Annotated in this window: 15 protein-coding genes; 8 read left to right on the plus strand and 7 right to left on the minus strand. The window is 63.6% G+C overall.

Features of this window, described 5'->3' with window-relative positions:
- Positions 1-287: 287 nt before the first annotated feature.
- From MUH00_RS19380 to MUH00_RS19390, 3 genes are all read left to right on the plus strand, one after another.
- A complete protein-coding gene (locus MUH00_RS19380) occupies positions 288-1463 on the plus strand; it encodes a mandelate racemase family protein (RefSeq protein WP_247004382.1) in 1176 nt (391 codons plus the stop codon).
- A 6-nt stretch (positions 1464-1469) separates the two neighbouring features.
- Complete coding sequence (locus tag MUH00_RS19385) at positions 1470-2567, plus strand: Gfo/Idh/MocA family protein (protein WP_247004384.1); 1098 nt, start codon at positions 1470-1472, stop codon at positions 2565-2567.
- Between the two features lie 112 nt (positions 2568-2679).
- Entirely contained in the window at positions 2680-3018 is a 339-nt protein-coding gene (locus MUH00_RS19390) for an L-rhamnose mutarotase (RefSeq protein WP_247004385.1), read from the plus strand.
- Between the two features lie 7 nt (positions 3019-3025).
- Here the strand turns inward: MUH00_RS19390 and MUH00_RS19395 are convergent, their stop codons facing one another.
- Both MUH00_RS19395 and MUH00_RS19400 read right to left on the minus strand, forming a co-directional pair.
- Positions 3026-3895: an amidohydrolase family protein gene (locus MUH00_RS19395; RefSeq protein WP_247004387.1), complete on the minus strand. Its 870-nt coding sequence runs from the start codon at positions 3893-3895 to the stop codon at positions 3026-3028.
- A 94-nt stretch (positions 3896-3989) separates the two neighbouring features.
- Entirely contained in the window at positions 3990-5741 is a 1752-nt protein-coding gene (locus tag MUH00_RS19400; RefSeq protein ID WP_247004389.1) for an alpha-L-fucosidase, read from the minus strand.
- A gap of 255 nt (positions 5742-5996) precedes the next feature.
- Here MUH00_RS19400 and MUH00_RS19405 point away from each other — a divergent pair, with 255 nt between their 5' ends.
- The 3 genes from MUH00_RS19405 to MUH00_RS19415 are packed head-to-tail and all read left to right on the plus strand — an operon-like array spanning position 5997 to position 8912.
- On the plus strand, positions 5997-7106 hold the full coding sequence (locus MUH00_RS19405; protein WP_247004391.1) for a sugar ABC transporter substrate-binding protein: 1110 nt from the start codon (positions 5997-5999) through the stop codon (positions 7104-7106).
- A gap of 10 nt (positions 7107-7116) precedes the next feature.
- Positions 7117-8121, plus strand: coding sequence for an ABC transporter permease (locus tag MUH00_RS19410; RefSeq protein ID WP_247004393.1), 1005 nt, complete (start codon positions 7117-7119; stop codon positions 8119-8121).
- The gene (locus MUH00_RS19415; RefSeq protein ID WP_247004395.1) at positions 8118-8912 is read left to right on the plus strand and encodes an ATP-binding cassette domain-containing protein; all 795 of its coding nucleotides are present in this window, start codon (positions 8118-8120) and stop codon (positions 8910-8912) included. Before MUH00_RS19410 ends, MUH00_RS19415 begins: the two co-directional genes overlap by 4 nt.
- 37 nt (positions 8913-8949) lie before the next feature.
- Here MUH00_RS19415 and MUH00_RS19420 read toward each other — a convergent pair whose 3' ends face one another.
- Complete coding sequence (locus MUH00_RS19420; RefSeq protein ID WP_247004397.1) at positions 8950-9756, minus strand: SDR family NAD(P)-dependent oxidoreductase; 807 nt, start codon at positions 9754-9756, stop codon at positions 8950-8952.
- Between the two features lie 176 nt (positions 9757-9932).
- Here MUH00_RS19420 and MUH00_RS19425 point away from each other — a divergent pair, with 176 nt between their 5' ends.
- Positions 9933-10697 carry an IclR family transcriptional regulator gene (locus MUH00_RS19425; RefSeq protein WP_247004399.1) on the plus strand — a complete coding sequence of 255 codons (765 nt, stop codon included), beginning with the start codon at positions 9933-9935 and terminating at the stop codon, positions 10695-10697.
- A 1024-nt stretch (positions 10698-11721) separates the two neighbouring features.
- Here MUH00_RS19425 and uxaC read toward each other — a convergent pair.
- Together uxaC and MUH00_RS19435 are read right to left on the minus strand one after the other, a co-directional pair.
- Positions 11722-13089 carry a glucuronate isomerase gene (gene uxaC, locus MUH00_RS19430; RefSeq protein ID WP_247004401.1) on the minus strand — a complete coding sequence of 456 codons (1368 nt, stop codon included), beginning with the start codon at positions 13087-13089 and terminating at the stop codon, positions 11722-11724.
- A gap of 443 nt (positions 13090-13532) precedes the next feature.
- On the minus strand, positions 13533-13835 hold the full coding sequence (locus tag MUH00_RS19435; protein ID WP_247004403.1) for an L-rhamnose mutarotase: 303 nt from the start codon (positions 13833-13835) through the stop codon (positions 13533-13535).
- Positions 13836-14056: 221 nt separating this feature from the next.
- Here MUH00_RS19435 and MUH00_RS19440 point away from each other — a divergent pair, with 221 nt between their 5' ends.
- Positions 14057-15088, plus strand: coding sequence for a zinc-dependent alcohol dehydrogenase (locus MUH00_RS19440; protein WP_247004405.1), 1032 nt, complete (start codon positions 14057-14059; stop codon positions 15086-15088).
- A 211-nt stretch (positions 15089-15299) separates the two neighbouring features.
- Here MUH00_RS19440 and MUH00_RS19445 read toward each other — a convergent pair whose 3' ends face one another.
- Entirely contained in the window at positions 15300-17135 is a 1836-nt protein-coding gene (locus MUH00_RS19445; RefSeq protein WP_247004407.1) for a rhamnogalacturonan lyase, read from the minus strand.
- A gap of 1158 nt (positions 17136-18293) precedes the next feature.
- Complete coding sequence (locus tag MUH00_RS19450) at positions 18294-18497, minus strand: hypothetical protein (RefSeq protein ID WP_247004409.1); 204 nt, start codon at positions 18495-18497, stop codon at positions 18294-18296.
- Between the last annotated feature and the right edge of the window lie 138 nt (positions 18498-18635).

Raw genomic sequence — 18635 nt, forward strand, 5'->3', positions numbered from 1 at the left:
CCCGTTGTAGTACTCGTTCACTATCGTTGAATACGGAACGATTCGCGGCTGTCTCTCGTCGGCCGGGCCGGCGCGGTTCCGATCCGAGGATCGACTCGCGGCCCCGAGGGCCGAACGAATCAGTAAGCGGTGCGTCTGCGGGTCGAACGACGCGTTCTGGCCGATTCGCTCCGCCCTCACCGCCGGTATTCGTAGGCGGCGGCGTTCACTAATGTATAACGCACCGTCTTCATCGTGAACCCGGTACGTTCAGGGAAGTTTATAATGCTGGTCGTCGGACGGTCCGTATGGCACCGGCGATAACGCGAATCGAGAGCCGCGAGTTTCGGTACCCGCTCGAGGACGTCGGAACCGATCGGAACGGATTCAATCTCGTCTACGAACCCGGAGAGACGACCTGGCGGAAGCTGTTCGGGATCAAAATTCACACGGACGTCGGGATCACCGGCGAGTACGTCGGGGGGAACTCGCCCGGTGCGGCCCAGATCAACATGTTCGCCGACTACCTGGTCGGGAAGAACCCGCTCGAGCGCGAGAAACACTGGAGCGAGATCAAGCGGGCGCTCCGGAAGTACGATCGGATGGGGATCGGCCCCATCGACATCGCGCTGTGGGACTTCGCGGGAAAGTACTACGACGCACCGATCCACGAGTTGCTCGGAACCTACCGCGAATCGATTCCGGCGTACGCGTCGACCTACCACGGCGACGAAAACGGCGGACTGGACTCGCCGGAGGCGTTCGCCGACTTCGCCGAGGAGTGTCTTGAGCGCGGCTTCCCGGGCTACAAGATCCACGGCTGGGGCGGCAGCGACGCCAGCCGCGACCTCGATCGCGAAATCGCCGCCATCGAGGCCGTCGGCGAGCGCGTCGGTGACGAGATGGACCTCATGTTCGATCCGGCCTGCGAGTACGAGACGTTCGGCGAGGCGCTGAAAGTCGGGCGCGCGCTCGACGAGGAGGGCTTTTTCTGGTACGAAGATCCCTACCGGGACGGCGGCATCTCCCAGCAGGGCCACCGCCGGCTCCGCGAACGACTCGACACACCGATCCTGCAGACCGAGCACGTCCGCGGCCTCGAGTCCCACGCAGATTTCGTCGTCGGCGACGGCACCGACTTCGTCCGCGCGGATCCGGAGTACGACGCGGGTATCACCGGCGCGATGAAGGTCGCGCACATGGCCGAATCGTTCGGCCTCGACGTCGAGTTCCACGCTCCCGGACCGGCACACCGCCACTGCATCGCCGCCACGCGGAACACGAACTACTACGAACTGGCGCTCCTCCACCCGAACTGCCAGAACACGCAGCCGCCGGTCTACGAGGGCGAGTACTCGGACACGATCGAGACGATCGACGAGCAGGGTCGCGTCACCGTGCCCGACGGACCGGGCCTCGGCGTCGACTACGACTGGGATTACATCGAGGAGAATCGGACCGGCTCCCTGCACGTCTACGAGTGACCGCCCATGACCTACACTGCAGGCATCATCGGGACCGGCGGTATCGCCGGCATGGGGATCCTCGGGATGCACGACGAGGAGAAGATCGGTCGCGAACGGATCGACGCCAGCCACGCCGGCGGCTTCGACGCCCGGACGGAGATCGATCTCGTCGCGGGCGCCGACGTCGACGAGGCGAAACTCGAGCGGTTCGGCGAGGCGTGGGGGATCGATCCGGACCGGCGGTACGTCGGCCACGAGGCGATGCTCGAGGCGGAGTCGCTCGACGTCGTCTCGGTCTGTACGCCGTCGTACCTCCATCACCGTCACGTCGTCGATGCCGCTCGATCGGCCGCGGCGCCCGACCTGATCTGGTGTGAGAAACCGATCGCGTCCGACGTCACCGCCGCCCGCGAGATGATCGAGGTCTGCGCGGAGACGGAGACGGAACTGGTTGTCAACCACTCGTTTCGGTTCACCGATAAGCTACAGCGGCTTCGGACGCTCGTTCAGGAGGAGCGGCTCCTGGGCGACCCCCAGTCGGTGGCGATGCAGTTCCGCATGGAGTTGCTTCGAAACGCCACGCACCTGCTCGATACGCTCGTCTACCTCCTCGACGCTCGCGCGGAGACCGTCTCGGGTCACATCACCGGCGAGAACGAGGCGGTCGAGCGCCTCGAGGCCGGCGCACGGGTCGACGACGCCGGCGGCGGCGGCTTCGTCGTCATGGACGACGGCACGTTCGTCACCGTCGACTGTACGATCCCCCGCGACAGTTCGTCGATGACGCTCCAGTTCATCGGCAGCGAGGGGAAGCTGTACCTGAACAACGACGACGGCGAGTGGCGGTACTGGCGACTCGAGGACGGCGAGCACGTCGAAGCGCCGCTGCCGGGGATCGACGGCGCGTGGACCTGGGAAGACGACTACGAGCGGGCGTTCAGCAACGCGGCCGCCCACATCGTCGACGTCCTCGACGGGCGTGCGGAGAACAGATCGACGGGCGAGGAGGCCACGCGCAGCCTCGAGATCATCATCGGACTGTACCTCTCTCACCACACGGGCGGGCAGGTCGAAATCCCCTTGGACCGGCCGCTCCGCGACGTTCGCGTAACCTCGTGGTAACCCGGCGACGGGTGTTCCGACCGTGTTGGAAGTTCCAACTGTTTGTCCACCGACGGTCGCTCGCGTGCGGCGTCGGAAAAGATTTGTATCGGTCGCGTCCGATGCGTACCGTATGTCCGAGGAACTGGAGCGGGCAGTCTACGTCCAGCGCATCGATTCGGATCGAACGGGGGAGTACGTCGCGGCACACGAGGACGTGCCGGACGGCGTCACCGACGCGATGGAGCGCGCCGGCGTCGAGGAGTTCCAACTGTTCGTCCGCGACGATATCGCGGTTTGCGTCCTCGAGTGTCCGGACGTAGACGCCTACGACGAGGTAATGGCGACCGATCCGGCCGTCGAGGAGTGGGAGCGCCACGTGGCGCAGTTCAAACGCGACGGGGTCGACGCCGACGCCGCTGCCGGCGAGCAGATCCCCTACATGGAGGAGATCTGGTCGTTTGAACAGTAGCCCGCGGTCAGCCGTGCAGGCGTTCGAACGTCCGGTACGAGATGAACGCCCGATCGCGCCGCGAGAGGGTCTCGACGGCCTCGAGCCACGAGAGACAGTCGCCGTAGTCGGCCCAGTCGTCCATCCAGGGGTAGTCCGAACCGAGCAGCAGCCGTTCGGGGCCGAACCACTCGACGAGGTTCGTCACGTAGCCGTGGCAGTCCGCGTACGGCCACGGCTCGGTCGACGAGCGGGGCAGCGAACTCAGCTTGACGGAGACGTTCTCGTACTCGGCGAGCGACTCGAACGCGGTCCAGGGTTCCTCGTCGGGATTCGTCGTCTCGTCGGGCCAGGCCATGTGGTCGACGACGATCGTCGTCTCCGGGTAGCGGTCGGCGAGCGTCACGAGGTGTTCGAGTTGCTGGGCCTTCGGGAAGACGAAGACGCACGTCTCGAGGTCGCCGGCCGCCCGCCAGATCGGCTCGAGGCGTTCATCCAGAATCCAGTCGCCGTAGCGGTCGACGTCCGTCGGAATCTCCTCGTACTCGAGGGCGGCGTGCATGCGGACGCCGAGCATCCGCGGGTGGCCCGTGATGCGTTTCAGGGACGCGACGACCTCGTCTGGGTCCGACCGAAAGAACTCGAGCAGGCCGACGCCGTAGAGGCGATCGGGGTGGGCCTCGATCGCTCGCATCGCGTACTCGTTCGCCCGCACGCCGCGGCCGTACAGCGGCGTCGTCACGACGACGGCCTCGTCGACGTCCGCGGCGTCCATGTCCGCGACGAGGTCGCGGTGCGTGTACGAACCCGACCAGCCGGGCGGCAACACCGTCGCCGTCCAGGGGAGTTCGCCCGTCGGCTCACCCCACGCGTGAGTGTGCGTGTCGATAACTTTCACACGCCGACCGATGCCGACGTTCGACATAAGCGTACGGGTCCTCGATACGACGCGAGCGCACTCGCCGATCCGGCGGTCGGACCGCGAGGCGGATCTATCGGTGGGCGTCCTCGGTGGGCTCGAGGTCGAATTCCTCGAGCGCGAACGCGACGGCGGCGTCGCTCGGACGCTTCGACGAGGCGAGTCCCGGGAGCTCGATCACCGGGTGGCCCTCGGACGAGACGCGGAACGGGACCGGGCCGTGGCCGAGCAGTCGGATCGAACCGACCGCCGTCCCCGTCCGCTCGCCGGGTGGGCCGTCGCCGTGACCTGGCGGTCCCTCGCCGCACCCCGGCGGCGTTCCGCCGTGACCGGGCGGCGTCCCGGGCGCCGCCGGGTGGTCGACGGCCATCCCCTCGAGCGCGAGTTCGCCGCCTCCGGGCCAGCCCATGACGATCGCGTACACCGCGTTCCCGTCTTTCGCCCGCGTGTACCGCACGTCCTCGGGGCCGTACTCGACGTCCTCGACGAATTCGCCGCCCTCCTCGAGGCGGGTCGGCCCCTCGCCGAACGCGTCCCACGGCCGGGTCTCGTAGATCGCCTCGCCGTTGACGTCGAGCCAGTCGCCGATCGCGAGCAGCCGCTCGCGTTCCTCGCGTTCGATGGTGCCGTCGACTCTCGGCCCGACGCTCAACAGGAGCTGTCCGTTCTTGCTGACGATGTCGATCAGGACGTGAATCAGGCGCGTCGCGGAGTGGAACGTGCGGTCTTCGACGTACCCCCACCCGCCCTCGTCGGCCACCTTGAACTCGGCGTTCCACGCCTGCTCCTGAACGTGACGCGGCCGTCCGAGCTCGAAGTCGGCGACGCTCGACTCGAGGGGCAGCGTGTCCTCCTTGTTCGTCGTGACGACCTCCTTGCCCCGCGTCGCGGCCACGTTGTGGTAGTACGCCAGGAAGCGTCGCTGGTACGCCTCGGGAACGTCGGGAAGGCCCCAGTCGAACCAGACGAAGTCGGGGTCGTATCCCTCGACCACTTCGACGAGTTTCGCCAGCCACGTATCGAACTGCAATTGCTCGGGCAGGTTGCCGTACATCACGCGGTCGGGATAGCCCTCGGTGACCGACGGGTAGTTCTCGTAGGCGAACGAGAAGTACCCCTCCTCGCCGATCAGGTTGTACGAGTGGTGAAACGTCGTCACGAACCGCATGTCTCGCTTCCGGATCGCCGACTCGAGTTCGCCGGTGAGGTCACGCTCGGGTCCGATGTCGGCGGCGTTCCACGGGGTGACGTCGGAGTCCCAGAGCGACCAGCCGTCGTGATGTTCGACGACCGGTCCGGCGTACTTCGCACCCGCCCGCTCGAAGAGCGTCGCCCACTCGTCGGCGTCGAACGTTTCGGCACCGAACTCGGGGACGAACTCCTGGTAGGGATACTCGTCCGGTTCGCCGTACGTCTCGCGGTGGTACTCGTTGATCTCGTTGTCGACGTTGTACATCTGTCGGGGGTACCACTCGTGTGCGTACGCGGGCACCGAGTACGGACCCCAGTGACAGAAGATTCCGAATTTCCCGTCACGGAACCACTCGGGGATCTGCGTCACGTCGGCCAGCGACTCCCACGTCGGATCGTACGGACCGCTATCGATCACCGTTCGGGCGCTCGCGACGGTCTCTTCGACGCTCGTCTCGAACTCGTCCATCGTTTCCGGGCCCGTTCGAGCGCCCGCCGGACTCACCCCGAGCGCCGCCAACGCGAGCGTTCCGCCGGTCGCGAGAAACCGACGCCGCGGCGTCGTCCCGTTCTCGTGCTCGGCGCTCGTGTCCGTCTCGTCGACCTGATCTCCGTTCTCGACACTGTGTACCATTGTCTCACCTGATATCCGCAGCGTCAACACATCAGTTAATAACTCTTTCCTCGATACCGATGAGACCGACGCGTTCGCGGAGGACCGTACATCGGTTCACTTCTCGAGCGCCGAGATTCGACCACGGATATTCAGTTTTCCTCACGCGTGCATACCCCTTCTCTCTTCGTTCTAGATGTCGTTTCGCTCGTATAACAACGATATAGGTAGATGATAACAATCTTTATTTGGATCGGTGTAACTGTATCGAGTAGTATGCCCATTACTAGCAGACGTCAGTGCCTGGTCACTGCGGGTGCCGTCGCGACGCTCGGGTTCGCCGGGTGTACGAGCGACGGTAGCGACGACTCGCTCCGCGTCGGGGTGCCACAGCACCTCGTCGGTGGCGACTGGGTGACCGCGTTCTACGAGGCGGGCGAACTGTACGCCGAACAGGAGGGGATCGAGTACGACGTCGTGAGCCACGATCAAGACTCGGCCGAGCAGGTGACCGACATCCGCCAGTTCGTCGCGCAAGGCTACGACGCGATCATCGCCGCGCCGTTCGACGAGGCGGTCGACAACGCGATCGACGAGGCCGCAGCGGAAGACATTCCCGTGTTCACCGTCAACGATCCGGGGACGACCGACTCGATCAAGACGTTCACCGCGTTCGGCAACGCCGAAGCGGGCGAGACGTGCGCCGAACTGATGGTCGAGGCGCTCGAAGAACAACGGCCGGACCGGGAGTCGTACTCCGTGTTGCACGTTCGCGGCGATTTCAACCAGCAGTCGAACGCGCGGACCGACGGCTTCGACGAGTATATCGACGGACAGGACCGCGTCGAGGTCGTCGACACCATCCGGACCGACTGGAGCGTCGACGACTCGCAGTCGACGACGGAAGACTACCTGAGCGCGAACGATCCGCCGGACGGGATCTACGCGACGAACATGACTTGCGGAATCGGCGTACAGAACGCGCTCGAACAGTTGAATCTCGCCTACCCGTCCGGACACGACGACCACATCGTCCACACGCAACCCGACGCCGGCCCGGACGTGAACCCGTTGATCAAAGACGGCTACATCGACGCGACCGTCGACCAGCCGGTCCACTTTTACATTCCGCTGGCGATGAAACAGCTACTCGACTACCTCGACGGCGGTGACGAGGCGCTCCCGCAACCGGGCGATACCGTCGACGAGAACGATTACTCGTTTACCCCCATCGAGCACGAGGGAGCCGAACTCTGGTCGGACCCGATCTGGGCGCCCGCCGAGGTTACCGAACGAAACGGCCACACGCACGTCCTGACCGCCGGCGTCGTCGTCACCGAGGAGAACGTCGATCGCCCGGGCCTCTGGGGGAACATCTGGGGGTAACCAGAGCCACATGAGCACGTCAAACATCGTCGCGCGGCAGTTCGAACGGATTCCCGAACGAACGGTACTGGTGTTGCTCGAGAACATGATCTGGCCGATTCTGGCCGTCATCTCGCTGCTGGTGCTCGCGACCGTTCCGCGAGTCTTTACGAACACGATGGCGCTCAGACTGATGCTGTTCGCGGCGGTTCCGCTCGGACTCGTCGTGCTGGCCGAGAGCATCTGCCTGTTGTCCGGTCACTTCGATCTCTCGGTCGGCGCCATCGCCGGCTTCTCCGCGGTGTTCACCGCGATGGTGCTCGCCGAGTGGAGCCTCGTCTCGAGTCCCGTCCTCGGCGTCGCCATCGTCCTCGCGGTCGGGTCGGCGATCGGCGCCACGAACGGAATCATGATCGCGAAACTCGGGATGAACCCCTTCCTGCAGACGCTGGCGTTTTTCATCATCTTCGGCGGCGGGAAGCTGGCTCTGACGACGCAACCGATCTCGGGCCTTCCGGAGGGGTACGTCGCGCCCGGTGGCAACGAGTACGTCGCCATCGGAATTTTGCTCGCGTCCTTCGCGTTCATGGCGGTGGTCTTCCGGTACACGGCGTTCGGTCAGGCGGTGTACGCGGTCGGCAGCGACGAGGAGGCCGCCCGCGCCGTCGGGATCCGCACCGATCGCACGATCATCGCGGTCTACGCGCTGAGCGGGTTCTTCTGTGCACTTGCGGGCTGGATGCTGACCGGTTACACGGGGCTCGTCTCGCCCGACATCGCCGACGACATGGTGTTTCCCGCGTTCGCCGCCGCCATCATCGGCGGGATCAGCCTCTTCGGCGGCCGCGGAAAACTGCTCGGCGCGCTCGGCGGCGTGTTACTGTTGAGTCTCGTCGAGACCGCGCTCAACGTCGGCGGGTTCGACCCGACGCTCATCGAAGTCGTCAACGGAATCGTCCTTCTGATCGCGATTCTGCTGTACAACACGAAAGAGACCATCCGGGAACGCGTTCTCTCGGCGGGGGTGCGTTCATGAGTCGTGACGCGTCGAGCGCGTCCGGCATCGTCCGAACCGCCGGCGAAACCGACCCGAAGATCGCCGTCGAGAACGTCCGCAAAGTATTCGGTCGGATCGTCGCGCTCGAGGACGTCAACCTGGCCGTCCGCGAGAACGAGATTTTCGCGGTCGTCGGCGATAACGGCGCCGGGAAATCGACGCTGATGAACGTCCTCTGTGGCGTTCACGAGCCGACGCGAGGGTCGCTCTACTTCGACGGACGTCCTGTCGAATTCGACAGCCCGGAAAACGCCCGCGCGTGCGGCATCGAAACCGTCTACCAGGATCTCGCGCTGATGGACGACCTCGACGTGGCGACGAACGTCTTCATGGGCAACTTTCCGCGAAAGGGGATCGGCCCGTTCTCGGTCGTCGACTGGGAGGAGACCTACGAGCGGGCGGCGACGATCATCGAGACGCACCTCAAGCGCGACATCGACCCGCGCGCGGAGGTCGCGTTCCACTCCGGCGGCGAGCGCCAACTGATCGCAATCGCTCGCGCGCTCGCGTTCGATCCGGACGTGGTGATCCTCGACGAACCGACGAGCGCGCTCTCGGTCGACGCGACCGAACTCGTCCGGGAGACGGTGCGAACCCTCCGAGCGAACGGGAAGACAATCGTCATCGTCAGCCACAGCCTCGACGAGATCTTCGGGCTCGCGGACCGAGTCGGCGTGCTCTACCAGGGGTCGATGACGGCGGTGACGAGCACCGACGACGTCTCGAAAGCCGAGCTCAGTTCGCTGATGATCACCGGGGAACGGTCGTAATCCGAGGCGAACTCGAGATCCGGAACGACGGCGACCGTCACTGCAGGTTTCCGCCGCCGCTCACCCGCAGGATCGAGCCCGCGACGTACGAGGCGGCGTCACTGCAGAGAAACAGCACCGCGTCGGCGATGTCTTCCGGCCGACCGAGACGCCCGAGCGGGCGTTTGGCTCCCCACTCCTCGAGCACATCGTCGGTCGTCTGCCCGGGTCGATCGGCGGCGATCCGTCCGGCTTCGCGTCGAAGCTGTCTCGAGTCGGTCACGTCGGTCGAGACGGCGTTCATCCGGATCCCTTCCCGAGCCAGATCGTAGGCCATCCGCCACGTGAATCCGTTGACCGCGGTTTTCGACGCGCCGTACAGCCCGCGTCCGCCGGTCCGGCGGTCGCCCGTTTGACTCGTGACGTTGACGATCGAACCCGCAATGTCCCGGGTAATCATGTGTCGAGCGATCTGCTTGGACGCGTAGTACTGGGCGCGAACGTTGACGTTCATCGTTCGCTCCCAGTCGTCGAGCGATGCGTCGATCATCGACTCCTCCTCCGGCCACACGGCGGCGTTGTTGACGAGGATGCTAATCGGACCGACCTCGCTCACCGCCCGGTCGATCAGCCGATCGATCTCGTCCCGTCGGGAGAGATCGGCCGCCACGCCGATGACGGTCCCATCGCCGAGTGCGTCCAGGTCCGCCGCGGTCTCCTCGACGTCCGACGCCGTTCGTGCGTTGACGACGACGTCAGCGTTTGCGTCGGCGAGTGCGCTCGCGATTCCGTATCCGATACCGCTCGTCGAACCGGTGACGATTGCGGTTTCTCCGCCGTACTCGTACGTTGCGCGTCCGCTCATTGCGGCTATCGGTACCGTTTCCGAACACATATACTTACGCTCACGACGGCTGCGAGAACGGCGATCGGCACCGAGCCGGCCCTTTGCCGGTCGTCGGCGCCGTCGCCGGCGGTTACCGCCTTCGTTTCACAATCATGAATCAAGGTTTTTGTAGGACGAACGGTATTGGGTAAACAATGTCACCCAAGGCGAGAAATCCCATCAAGTCGACGAAGACGACGTTCGAGATCGTCGAGGCGCTGATGGAGCTCGACGGGGCGGGAGTGACGGAAGTCGCCGAGCACCTCGGACTCCCGAAGAGCAACGTTCACAACTACCTCAGCACCCTCGAGGAGGGCGAGTACGTGGTGAAACGGGGGACGACGTGGAACGTCGGCATCCGGTTCCTCGAACTCGGCGCGTACGCTCGAAGTCGACGCGATCTGTACGATATCGCCCGCCCCGAGATGGACAAGATCGCCGACGAGGAGGGCGAGTTGGTCAACCTGCTCGTCGAGGAGCACGGACGCGGCACCTACATCTACCGCGTCGCCGGCGACGACGCCGTCCAGGTCGACGCCCACGTCGGAACCCGCGTCCACTTACACTGTACGGCGCTCGGAAAGGTGATCCTCGCCCACCTCCCAACCGAGCGCGTCGACGACATCGTCACCCAGCACGGCCTTCCGGAGGTGACCGACAACACGATCACGGACCGCGAGGAGTTCCACGAGGCGCTCGCCGACGTTCGAGAGCGTGGCATCGCTTTCGACCGGGAGGAACGCGTCGAGGGTCTCCGATGTGCAGCGGCGCCGATTCGAAGCAATACGGGGCGCGTTCTCGGGGCGCTCTCGATCTCGGGACCGACGACGCGGATCCAAAACGAGCGCCTCGAAGAGGAGATCCCCGCGGTGCTCGAACAGGCGACGAACGTGATCGAACTCAATATCACGTACTCCTGACTCGCTCGCCGCGGGGAACTCCGAGCCGTTGTCAATCGATCGACACACTACTCGATACGCGTTGGAACGTTCGCGTCACTCGAGCGGCGCGTCGCTCTCGAACCCGACTCGTGATCCGGATCGGCCGAGGGTGATGTCGTCGACGCGTCGTTTCTCGGAGCGGGCCAGCGTTTCCCTCTCGAGCGCCGCAGCGTGGGCCGGTCGACGATGCCGGTATCGACGGGATCTCGTTCGTCTTTGTCGCGGATTCTCGACTCCGAAGCGACCCGTGCAACGCGCCCCGAACGCTCGTATCCGCGTCGCTGTGGCGAAATCGGCCCGTTCGGTACTCGCGTTCTGTCGGACGGCGTCACCGACAGGCTCGAGCGTCAGCAGGTGTGACCCGCGCTCGTCGACGAGCGGGCCGTCTGCGACGCCGATCCTCGAGAGGGTGTTTCTCGCCGGCTGGCATCGTTCGTGCGAAGTACGAGAGGAACGGACTCGCGTAAAACCACACTCGATTATCGAGCTACTCAAGTGTGATCGAACCGAGGGCGTATTCTCCCGAATTCGCCACCTACGCTGCGGTAGCGTGGCAGACCCCAGTTCCATAAATACCACATTGCTATATGGAATCCAGGCTCGGAATCAGGTACGTCAAAATCTTCTGTACATCGCCTCGAAAGGCCCGTCAACAGTATACTCTAAAATTGCCAGAGGAACTTGAGACCGGCGCTGGGGTTATCAGCGGGACGGCGAGGGCAGAAAAACCGGGAAACTGTGGCAGTGGCGGCGGCAGCGCTGTTACATATCCTTCGGTGTTCGTTCGCATCATTGATACGGTAGAGCTGCCCGAACGAGCCGAGATAGCGGTCATCCATGGTTAGGAGGGCGAAATCGAACTTGTAGCAGAGATCAAGCGATAATCCTGCTGATAGTGTTGGTACAGATGCTGCTCTGACCGATTTGATTGGAGATCGTAGGAGCACCCGCAGTGCTGGATGCGTACTCGATGCTGATTGGCCCACTACGATAGAGTTCGACTTCAGAACCCGTACAATCGCTTGGGCCGATCGTACGCGACGTGGCGGACGAGATCCGCCGCGACCGCCATCGACAGCTGTCCCCTGGCGACCTGGCGACCGACCACGTTCGCGAGCGATCGCCGGAACATCTCGAACCGGGAGCCGTACGAGAGGAGCTTTCGGGAGTCGCTGACCATCCCCGCGTGGTTCGAGAGGAGGTCGACGCTGCCGGTATACTCCAGTTGGTGTTCCATCACGTACGGATTGTCGTTGAACCACCACGCCGCACCGACGCTCACGTTCGGAAACGCCCTGGCGATGGTCGCGATCGTCGGGTAGTGCGTCGGGTCGGTGCAGTAGAGGACGATCTCGTGAGCGCCGTCGAATCGATTCACGAAGTGCCGAAGGTCGGCCGCCATATCGACGTCCTGCGTCGAGATGTCGCCTCCGGCGTCGGTTCCCAACCGCTCGTAGAGCCGAGCGCTGTAGTCTCGGACCGCGCCGATGTGCAGCTGCGTGACCCAGCCCCGTTTGGTATTGAGCTCGCCGATGTACTCGAGGAGGTACGCCCTGAGATCGGTCGCCTCGGCGGGACCGATGGGGCCGCCGTCCCGCGCCGCGTCGAACGCGCGTCGCGCTCTCGCCTCGCTCACCGGACGGGATACCGCCGATCGAACCCCGAGATCGCTGGCAACGCACCCGCGTTCGGCGAAGTATTCGTGCGACGCGGCCAGTGCGTCGAGATAGCCGTCGAAGTCCGACGCGTCGATCCCCGTCGCGTCGGCGAGTTCGCGAACGAACTCGTCCCAATCCGGACGATCGACTGCAACGGCCCGATCGGCGCGCCACGTCGGCAGGATTTCGACGCCGTCGACCTCGTCTTCGGCCCGGTCGTGGTCCTCGAGCGAGTCCGTCGGATCGTCGGTGCTGCAGACGACTTCGACGTTCATCTCGCGGAGCAGCGGCTGTGGATCCATCTCGGCGCGCTCCAGTTGCATCGCCGTCTCCTCCCAGATGTCGTCGGCCGTCGCCGCGGAGATCGGCGTCTCGATACCGAACCGGCGCTTCAGATCGAGGTGGACCCACTCGTAGGTCGGATTGCCCGCGAGTTCCGGAAAGATTCCCGCCAACGCCCGCCACTTCTCCCGGTTCGAGGCGTTTCCGGTGATCAGCTCCTCGTCGATCCCCCGCTTTCGCATCAGGGTCCAGACGTAGTGGTCCGTCGCCCCTTCCACCTCCCAGACGTCGTCGTAGCCGTCGTTCTCGACGATCTCGGCGACGTCGGCGTGCGTGTGAGGATCGAGAATCGGCAGATCGGCGATCGAACCGTACAGCTCCCGTGCCGGCTCCGATTCGAGCAAGTACCGCTCGTCGTTCAAGAATCGCATTAGCTCGGCTCTCGCGGACGAATCGGATAAATGCTTTCGTCGGTCGATCGTGCATCGGACGCGTCGGGTCCCACTTAAATAACTGTGTACGCTGTCCGGAATCGCCGGAAGAAAAACGGCCTGTCGTCGCCTCGAGACCGGTTGTTTACGGACATGCATGTGTAAATGCACGAATTCGCTCTCGTTAGCTCCCAATCGATCGGCTTTGACAACCCTTTTCGAGGCGCATTCAGCGCCGTGATCTCGTTATTCGGTGATGCCGGACGGAAATCGTGAGAGAGTCACAACGATGACAAATAGTCGATTTCGAACGGTTGCGGGGGACTCGCGCTCGTGCCGTCGAATCGTATCCGGTAGTGTGGAACGAATACGCGCCGCTGACGCTTCTAAATCGACGTCCAGCTCCGACGGACGTTTCCCGAAACGGAATCGAAGCGGTTCGATCAGATCATCCGGTACACTTCGTCCATCCACTGATCGCCGTCATCGACCACGATCCCGTCCATCCGCTCGGCCCAGCGAGCCTGCGCGTCGCTCGAGTCCATGACCTCCCTGATGGCATCCGGATCCTCGAGTTCCATGAACCCGAAGACGTGACCGTCCTTCTCGAAGACGCTGTAGGTCTCGAGTCCGGCGTCGGAGTCGAGGTAGGCCTCTTCGAGCCACTCGGGCACGTTCTCGTGTTCCTCGCGGTACTCGTCGCGCTCTCCGTCCGCTATCTCGAGGTGAAACGCGATGCGCTCCATGCGTTTTGACGCTCGGATGCGAACGGCATAGCTATTACGACGGAATGATCTTCGCCTGGAACGGCTCCGTCGAACGCGCATCAACGACGTCGCGTGAGAGCATCGACGCGGAGTGGGAGATGCGATGTCAATCAACCGTCGCCGTGAGTCCACCTAAAGGTATATGTGTGAGAATCACCCAGGTAGTGATAGCTCGACTAGAGCGAGAGGTAGCTCAATCAATGAAGGCTATAGTTCATACCGGTCCCAGATCTGTCGAAATCCGCGAACGCGAACGAGCAGTACCGGGCGACGACGAGGTACTCGTCCGCGTCCACTCCGCGGGGCTGTGCGGTAGCGACGCTCACGCGTACACGTACGAAGACGGGTACAAGTGGATCCCGCTTCCCCGAATCATGGGTCACGAGTACTCCGGCGAAGTCGTCGAGATCGGCGATAGCGTCACCGACTTCGCCGTCGGCGACAGCGTCGTCGAAGAACCGATCCACGACTGCGGCTCGTGTTTCCAGTGCAAGAACGGTCAGCCGAACGTCTGTCAGAACTTCGAGATCACTGGGATGCACAAGGACGGCGCGTACACCGAGTACACGACGGTGAAGCCCCGCGATCTCCACCACATCCCCGACGACGTTCCGCTCGGCGATGCGAGTATCACCGAACCCCTCAGCATCGCGACGCGGGCCGTGTTGGATCAATCGACCATTACGCCGGGCGACACGGTCCTCGTCGAGGGACCGGGCCCGATCGGCGTCCTCGTCGCGGCCGTCGCCGACTCGCTGGGCGCGAGCGTCGTCGTCTCGGGACTGCGGAAAGACACCGAGTACCGGCTTCCGCTGGTCGAACGGCTCGGTATCGACACCGTCAACGTCGATCGAACGGCCCTCTCAGAGATCGTCGACGAGAAAACGGACGGCGTCGGCTTCGATGCCGTGTTCGACACTACTGGGCACCGGAGCGGCGTCGAGATGGCCGTCGATCACGTCCGGAAGGGCGGACAGGTCGTCGTCGTCGGGCTTCCCGGCGAGTCCAGCGAAGTGTTCATGACACCTATCGTCCGCGGCGAGATCGATATCAACTCGTCCTACGGGTCGACCTGGACGAACTTCGAACAGGCCATCCGGCTCCTGTCCGAAGGCGCCATTGACGTCGACGTGATCGTCGATCGCTCCTTCACCGTCGATGACCCGACCCAGGCGTTCGAGGCGTTCCTCGCGTCAGAAACGTGCAAACCGGTGTTCTCGTTTTCCGAGTAACACGGGTGTCGAGAGCCGAACCCGTTCTCGGCGCGACGTGGGTGATCAAGGTACAGGACGACCGAACGATCGACGAAGCGGAGATTCCGAGGAGGTTCATTGCCGAGAGATCTGCCTGAGGGGCGGTTCCGCTCGCGTCGGCGATAGCGACCCAGCCTCTCAGGCGCGTGGCGTCAGATGCTCACGGGCAGCGCTGCGATGCGCGTACCGCTCACTCATCGGTCGAAACGAGTTCGATGTCGGGTTTCGGCGGCTCGTCCATCCCGTGTCCGAGGAAGTAACTCGGCCACGGCGGCTGATTGTAGCCGGCGTTCTGCCACGCGATCGCGGTCCGGTACTGCGGATTGTGCAACAGCGTGTACAGCCGGTGGTCGGTCTCGTGCGGAGTCGCGTACAGGCGCAGTGCCTCGCTGTCTTCGGTTCGCCAGATCACCTCTTCGCGCCAGTCGCCGAGGAGATCCCCCGAGAGACACGGAGTACCCTTCGACGAGTTGTTCGAACGAGTGCCCTCGAAGGACTCCAACGGGTCCAGCTCTCCGGTTTCGGGGTTCCACTTCTTGATCCAGCCGACGCCGTAGCCCGCATCCCAGCCGAGGAAGTCGTGGTCCAGCAGCTCACGGTGCAGGTCGCCGGTCCACCAGATGCCGAAGTTCATCGAGTCGACGGCGTTCTCACTGATTTGCTCCCCCTGAGCGGACCACAAGCCGATATCATCGTCGGACAGGGGGATCCCTGCCCACGCTTCTGCGCCCTCGTAGTTCGGATCGATGTCCGCGATCAGCCCCCTGCCGATGTCGCCCTCTCCTTCTACGCCCCACAGTAACTCGCCCGTTTCGGCATCGCGGAACGTCGCGCCGTACGGCCCCCACTCGTGGGGCATGAAGACCTCGAGCCCCTCTCGACTCGGGTCGAAGTCGCTGACGTGCAGGGCGTCGCCGTGGTTCCAGCCGGTCGAGTAGAGGCCGGTGCCGTCGTGATCGATGACCGCGGCGCCGTAGACGATCTCGTCCTTGCCGTCGCCGTCGACGTCGGCGGTGGCGAGTTGGTGGTTGCCCTGCCCTTCGTACTCCTCGTTGCCCTCGGTGCTGTCGAAGATCCACCGAATCTCGAGTTCGCCGTCGCGGAAGTCCCAAGCGGCCAGCATCGACTTCTCGTAGTAGCCCCGCGTCATGACGATGCTCGGTCGTTCGCCGTCGAGGTAGGCGACGCCGGCGAGGAACCGATCGGCGCGATTGCCGTAACAGTCACCCCAGTCGCAGACGTCTCCGCGCGCAGGCTCGAAGTCCGTCGTCGCGAGTGCTTCACCCGACTCGCCGTCGAAGACGGTGAGATACTCCGGTCCTTCGAGGATATACCCGTCCTCGTTCGCGTAGTCGGCGTCCGGATCGCCGATGACCGTCCCGATTCCGTCCGTAGTCCCGTCGGCTGTCCGTACGGCCAGTTCCGCCTTCCCGTCGCCGTCGAAATCGTAGACGACGAACGGCGTGTAGTGTGCGCCGGCCCGGATATTCTGCCTGAGATTGATCCGCCAGAGGTGTTCGCCTTCCAGCGTGTACCCGTCGAGCAGGACGTCGCTCGTGTGACCCGACTGGGAATTGTCCTTCGCGTTCGACGGCGTCCACTTCTGGACGATGTCGAGCGTTCCGTCGCCCGTGAGGTCGCCCACACTCGCGTCGTTCGCGTGGTACGTGACCGTCTCTCCGTCTTCGCCCTCGACGGGGTCGGGTTTGTTCAGCGGAATCTCCTTGTACTGCTCGTCCCACACCTCGACGGATTTCGACATGCCGGGTTTGCGGTCGCTCTTTCCGGTCTTCCGATCTCCGCCGGCCCGCCCGTTGCCGACCGATCGAACCGCGTACGCCGAATCGGTCGTTCCCTCGTGATCGAGGAAATTCGTGCTGTCGGTGATCGGCTTGTTGTTCACCCGCTTCCCGTCGCGATACACGTGGAATCCCAGATCGTCGGGGTCGGTCCCGAACAGGCGCCACCGGACGAGTACCCCGTCTTCCGTCGGAACGGCTACGAGTCCTCGATCGAGCGACTCCATCTGACGCGTGAACTCGTTCGGTTCGTCGGCAGTTCCTTTGTCGGCGCCAGATCGGCCGTTCCGATCGGCCGAAGTCGCCGCACCGCTGGTCGCGAACACCGTCGTTCCAGCCGCGATTCCGCTCAGAAGCTCGCGTCGGTACCGTCGAAGTCGTGTGCTAGTTGTGTTCGAAGTAGTCATTGTCTATCAAACGGCACATTCGTCATCTACACTATATTATATAAACATTTCCCAGCAGCCGATAAGATTATCACGGGCGGCGTCGGGATCGATATCGACGTTGCTTTCGCCGGCGGTTCTCCGAGCCCTTGCTCGAACGCCGTAGATCCCGGTCCCGCGAAGGCACTTCGTGGCTCGTAGTCGAGCGTTGTCGGCCCATTCTGGCGACGAGCACCGACATTCGCAGATCCGACCCAGGTGAGACCGATCTCGAATCCAGCGCGTCCCGGATCGTCACGGGGTAGTGAATTTTAAAATTCGTACGGTATTGCCGGACGAATTCGGCGTGACGACGACTCACTGAACGGTAACACGGGACGGAAATGAGCGGCAAAGACGATCGAGTCGGGTTTTCGAGCGGATATCCGACTCAATCGTTCGGTCTTACCGGACAGTATTGAGAAATCGGTTATCTCGGCGGATCCGATTCGCCGGAAACCCGGCAAAAATACCCTGATGCTCCCGATTCGACGCGCCCCGATCGAGCGGTGCTCGAACGGTACATCGATCGCCGGCGCTTCTCAGTTGCGGCGGTCAGAGATATATTACACTCGTACAGGTGTAATAGTTTCCGGCTCTTCGCGGTCAAACCCGTCGAAACGGTCGACGTTCGTCCGGTAATAGCGGACCATCCGTGTGAATCAACCTCATTGTGCGTCTTCAGACCGCGCCGACTTACTGCGTCGACAGCTGTACGCTCGCGTATAAGAGTTGGTAGCCCGATCGCGCACGAGATGGTCCGCTTGGCGACGTCATCCCTTCCGCAACGATAGCCCGACGGAAAAGAGCGCACGGAACCCCTAGCTCCTCGAAGACCTCGATAAGCGTACCGCTCGCGCTCCCGGCTCATCTCCTCGGTCGAGAGCCGGAGTGCCGAACGCTCGGTTCGGCCCGCCGGCTCGCATCGCGCGTTTGTGATCGGCGTGTCGTCCCGCTCCGTCAGTACGCGTCGAAAACACCCCAGTCGAAGTAGGTGATGATCGCGACGACGACTACCATCGTGAGACAGAGTGCGGCCGACATCGCGGCGACGACGTATGAGTCGGTGCCCGGCTCGAGGTAGGGATACGAGAAGCCGAGCAGGAGCAAGAAGAGGACGTTGATCCCGAACACCAGCTTCAACACCGAGCGCGTGCGGTCCATCGAGTAGTAGTTACGAACGGATCGACAAATAGGTTCCCACGGGGTCGCGATCGTCCCGAGACGGCCAGCACGATCGACCGCGCGAGTAGTGGTCGCGCGTGAGATTGTGATTATCGAAACCTATTTAGTATATGATCA

The sequence above is a fragment of the Halosolutus gelatinilyticus genome (assembly GCF_023028105.1).
In the GTDB taxonomy this organism is placed as follows: domain Archaea; phylum Halobacteriota; class Halobacteria; order Halobacteriales; family Natrialbaceae; genus Halosolutus; species Halosolutus gelatinilyticus.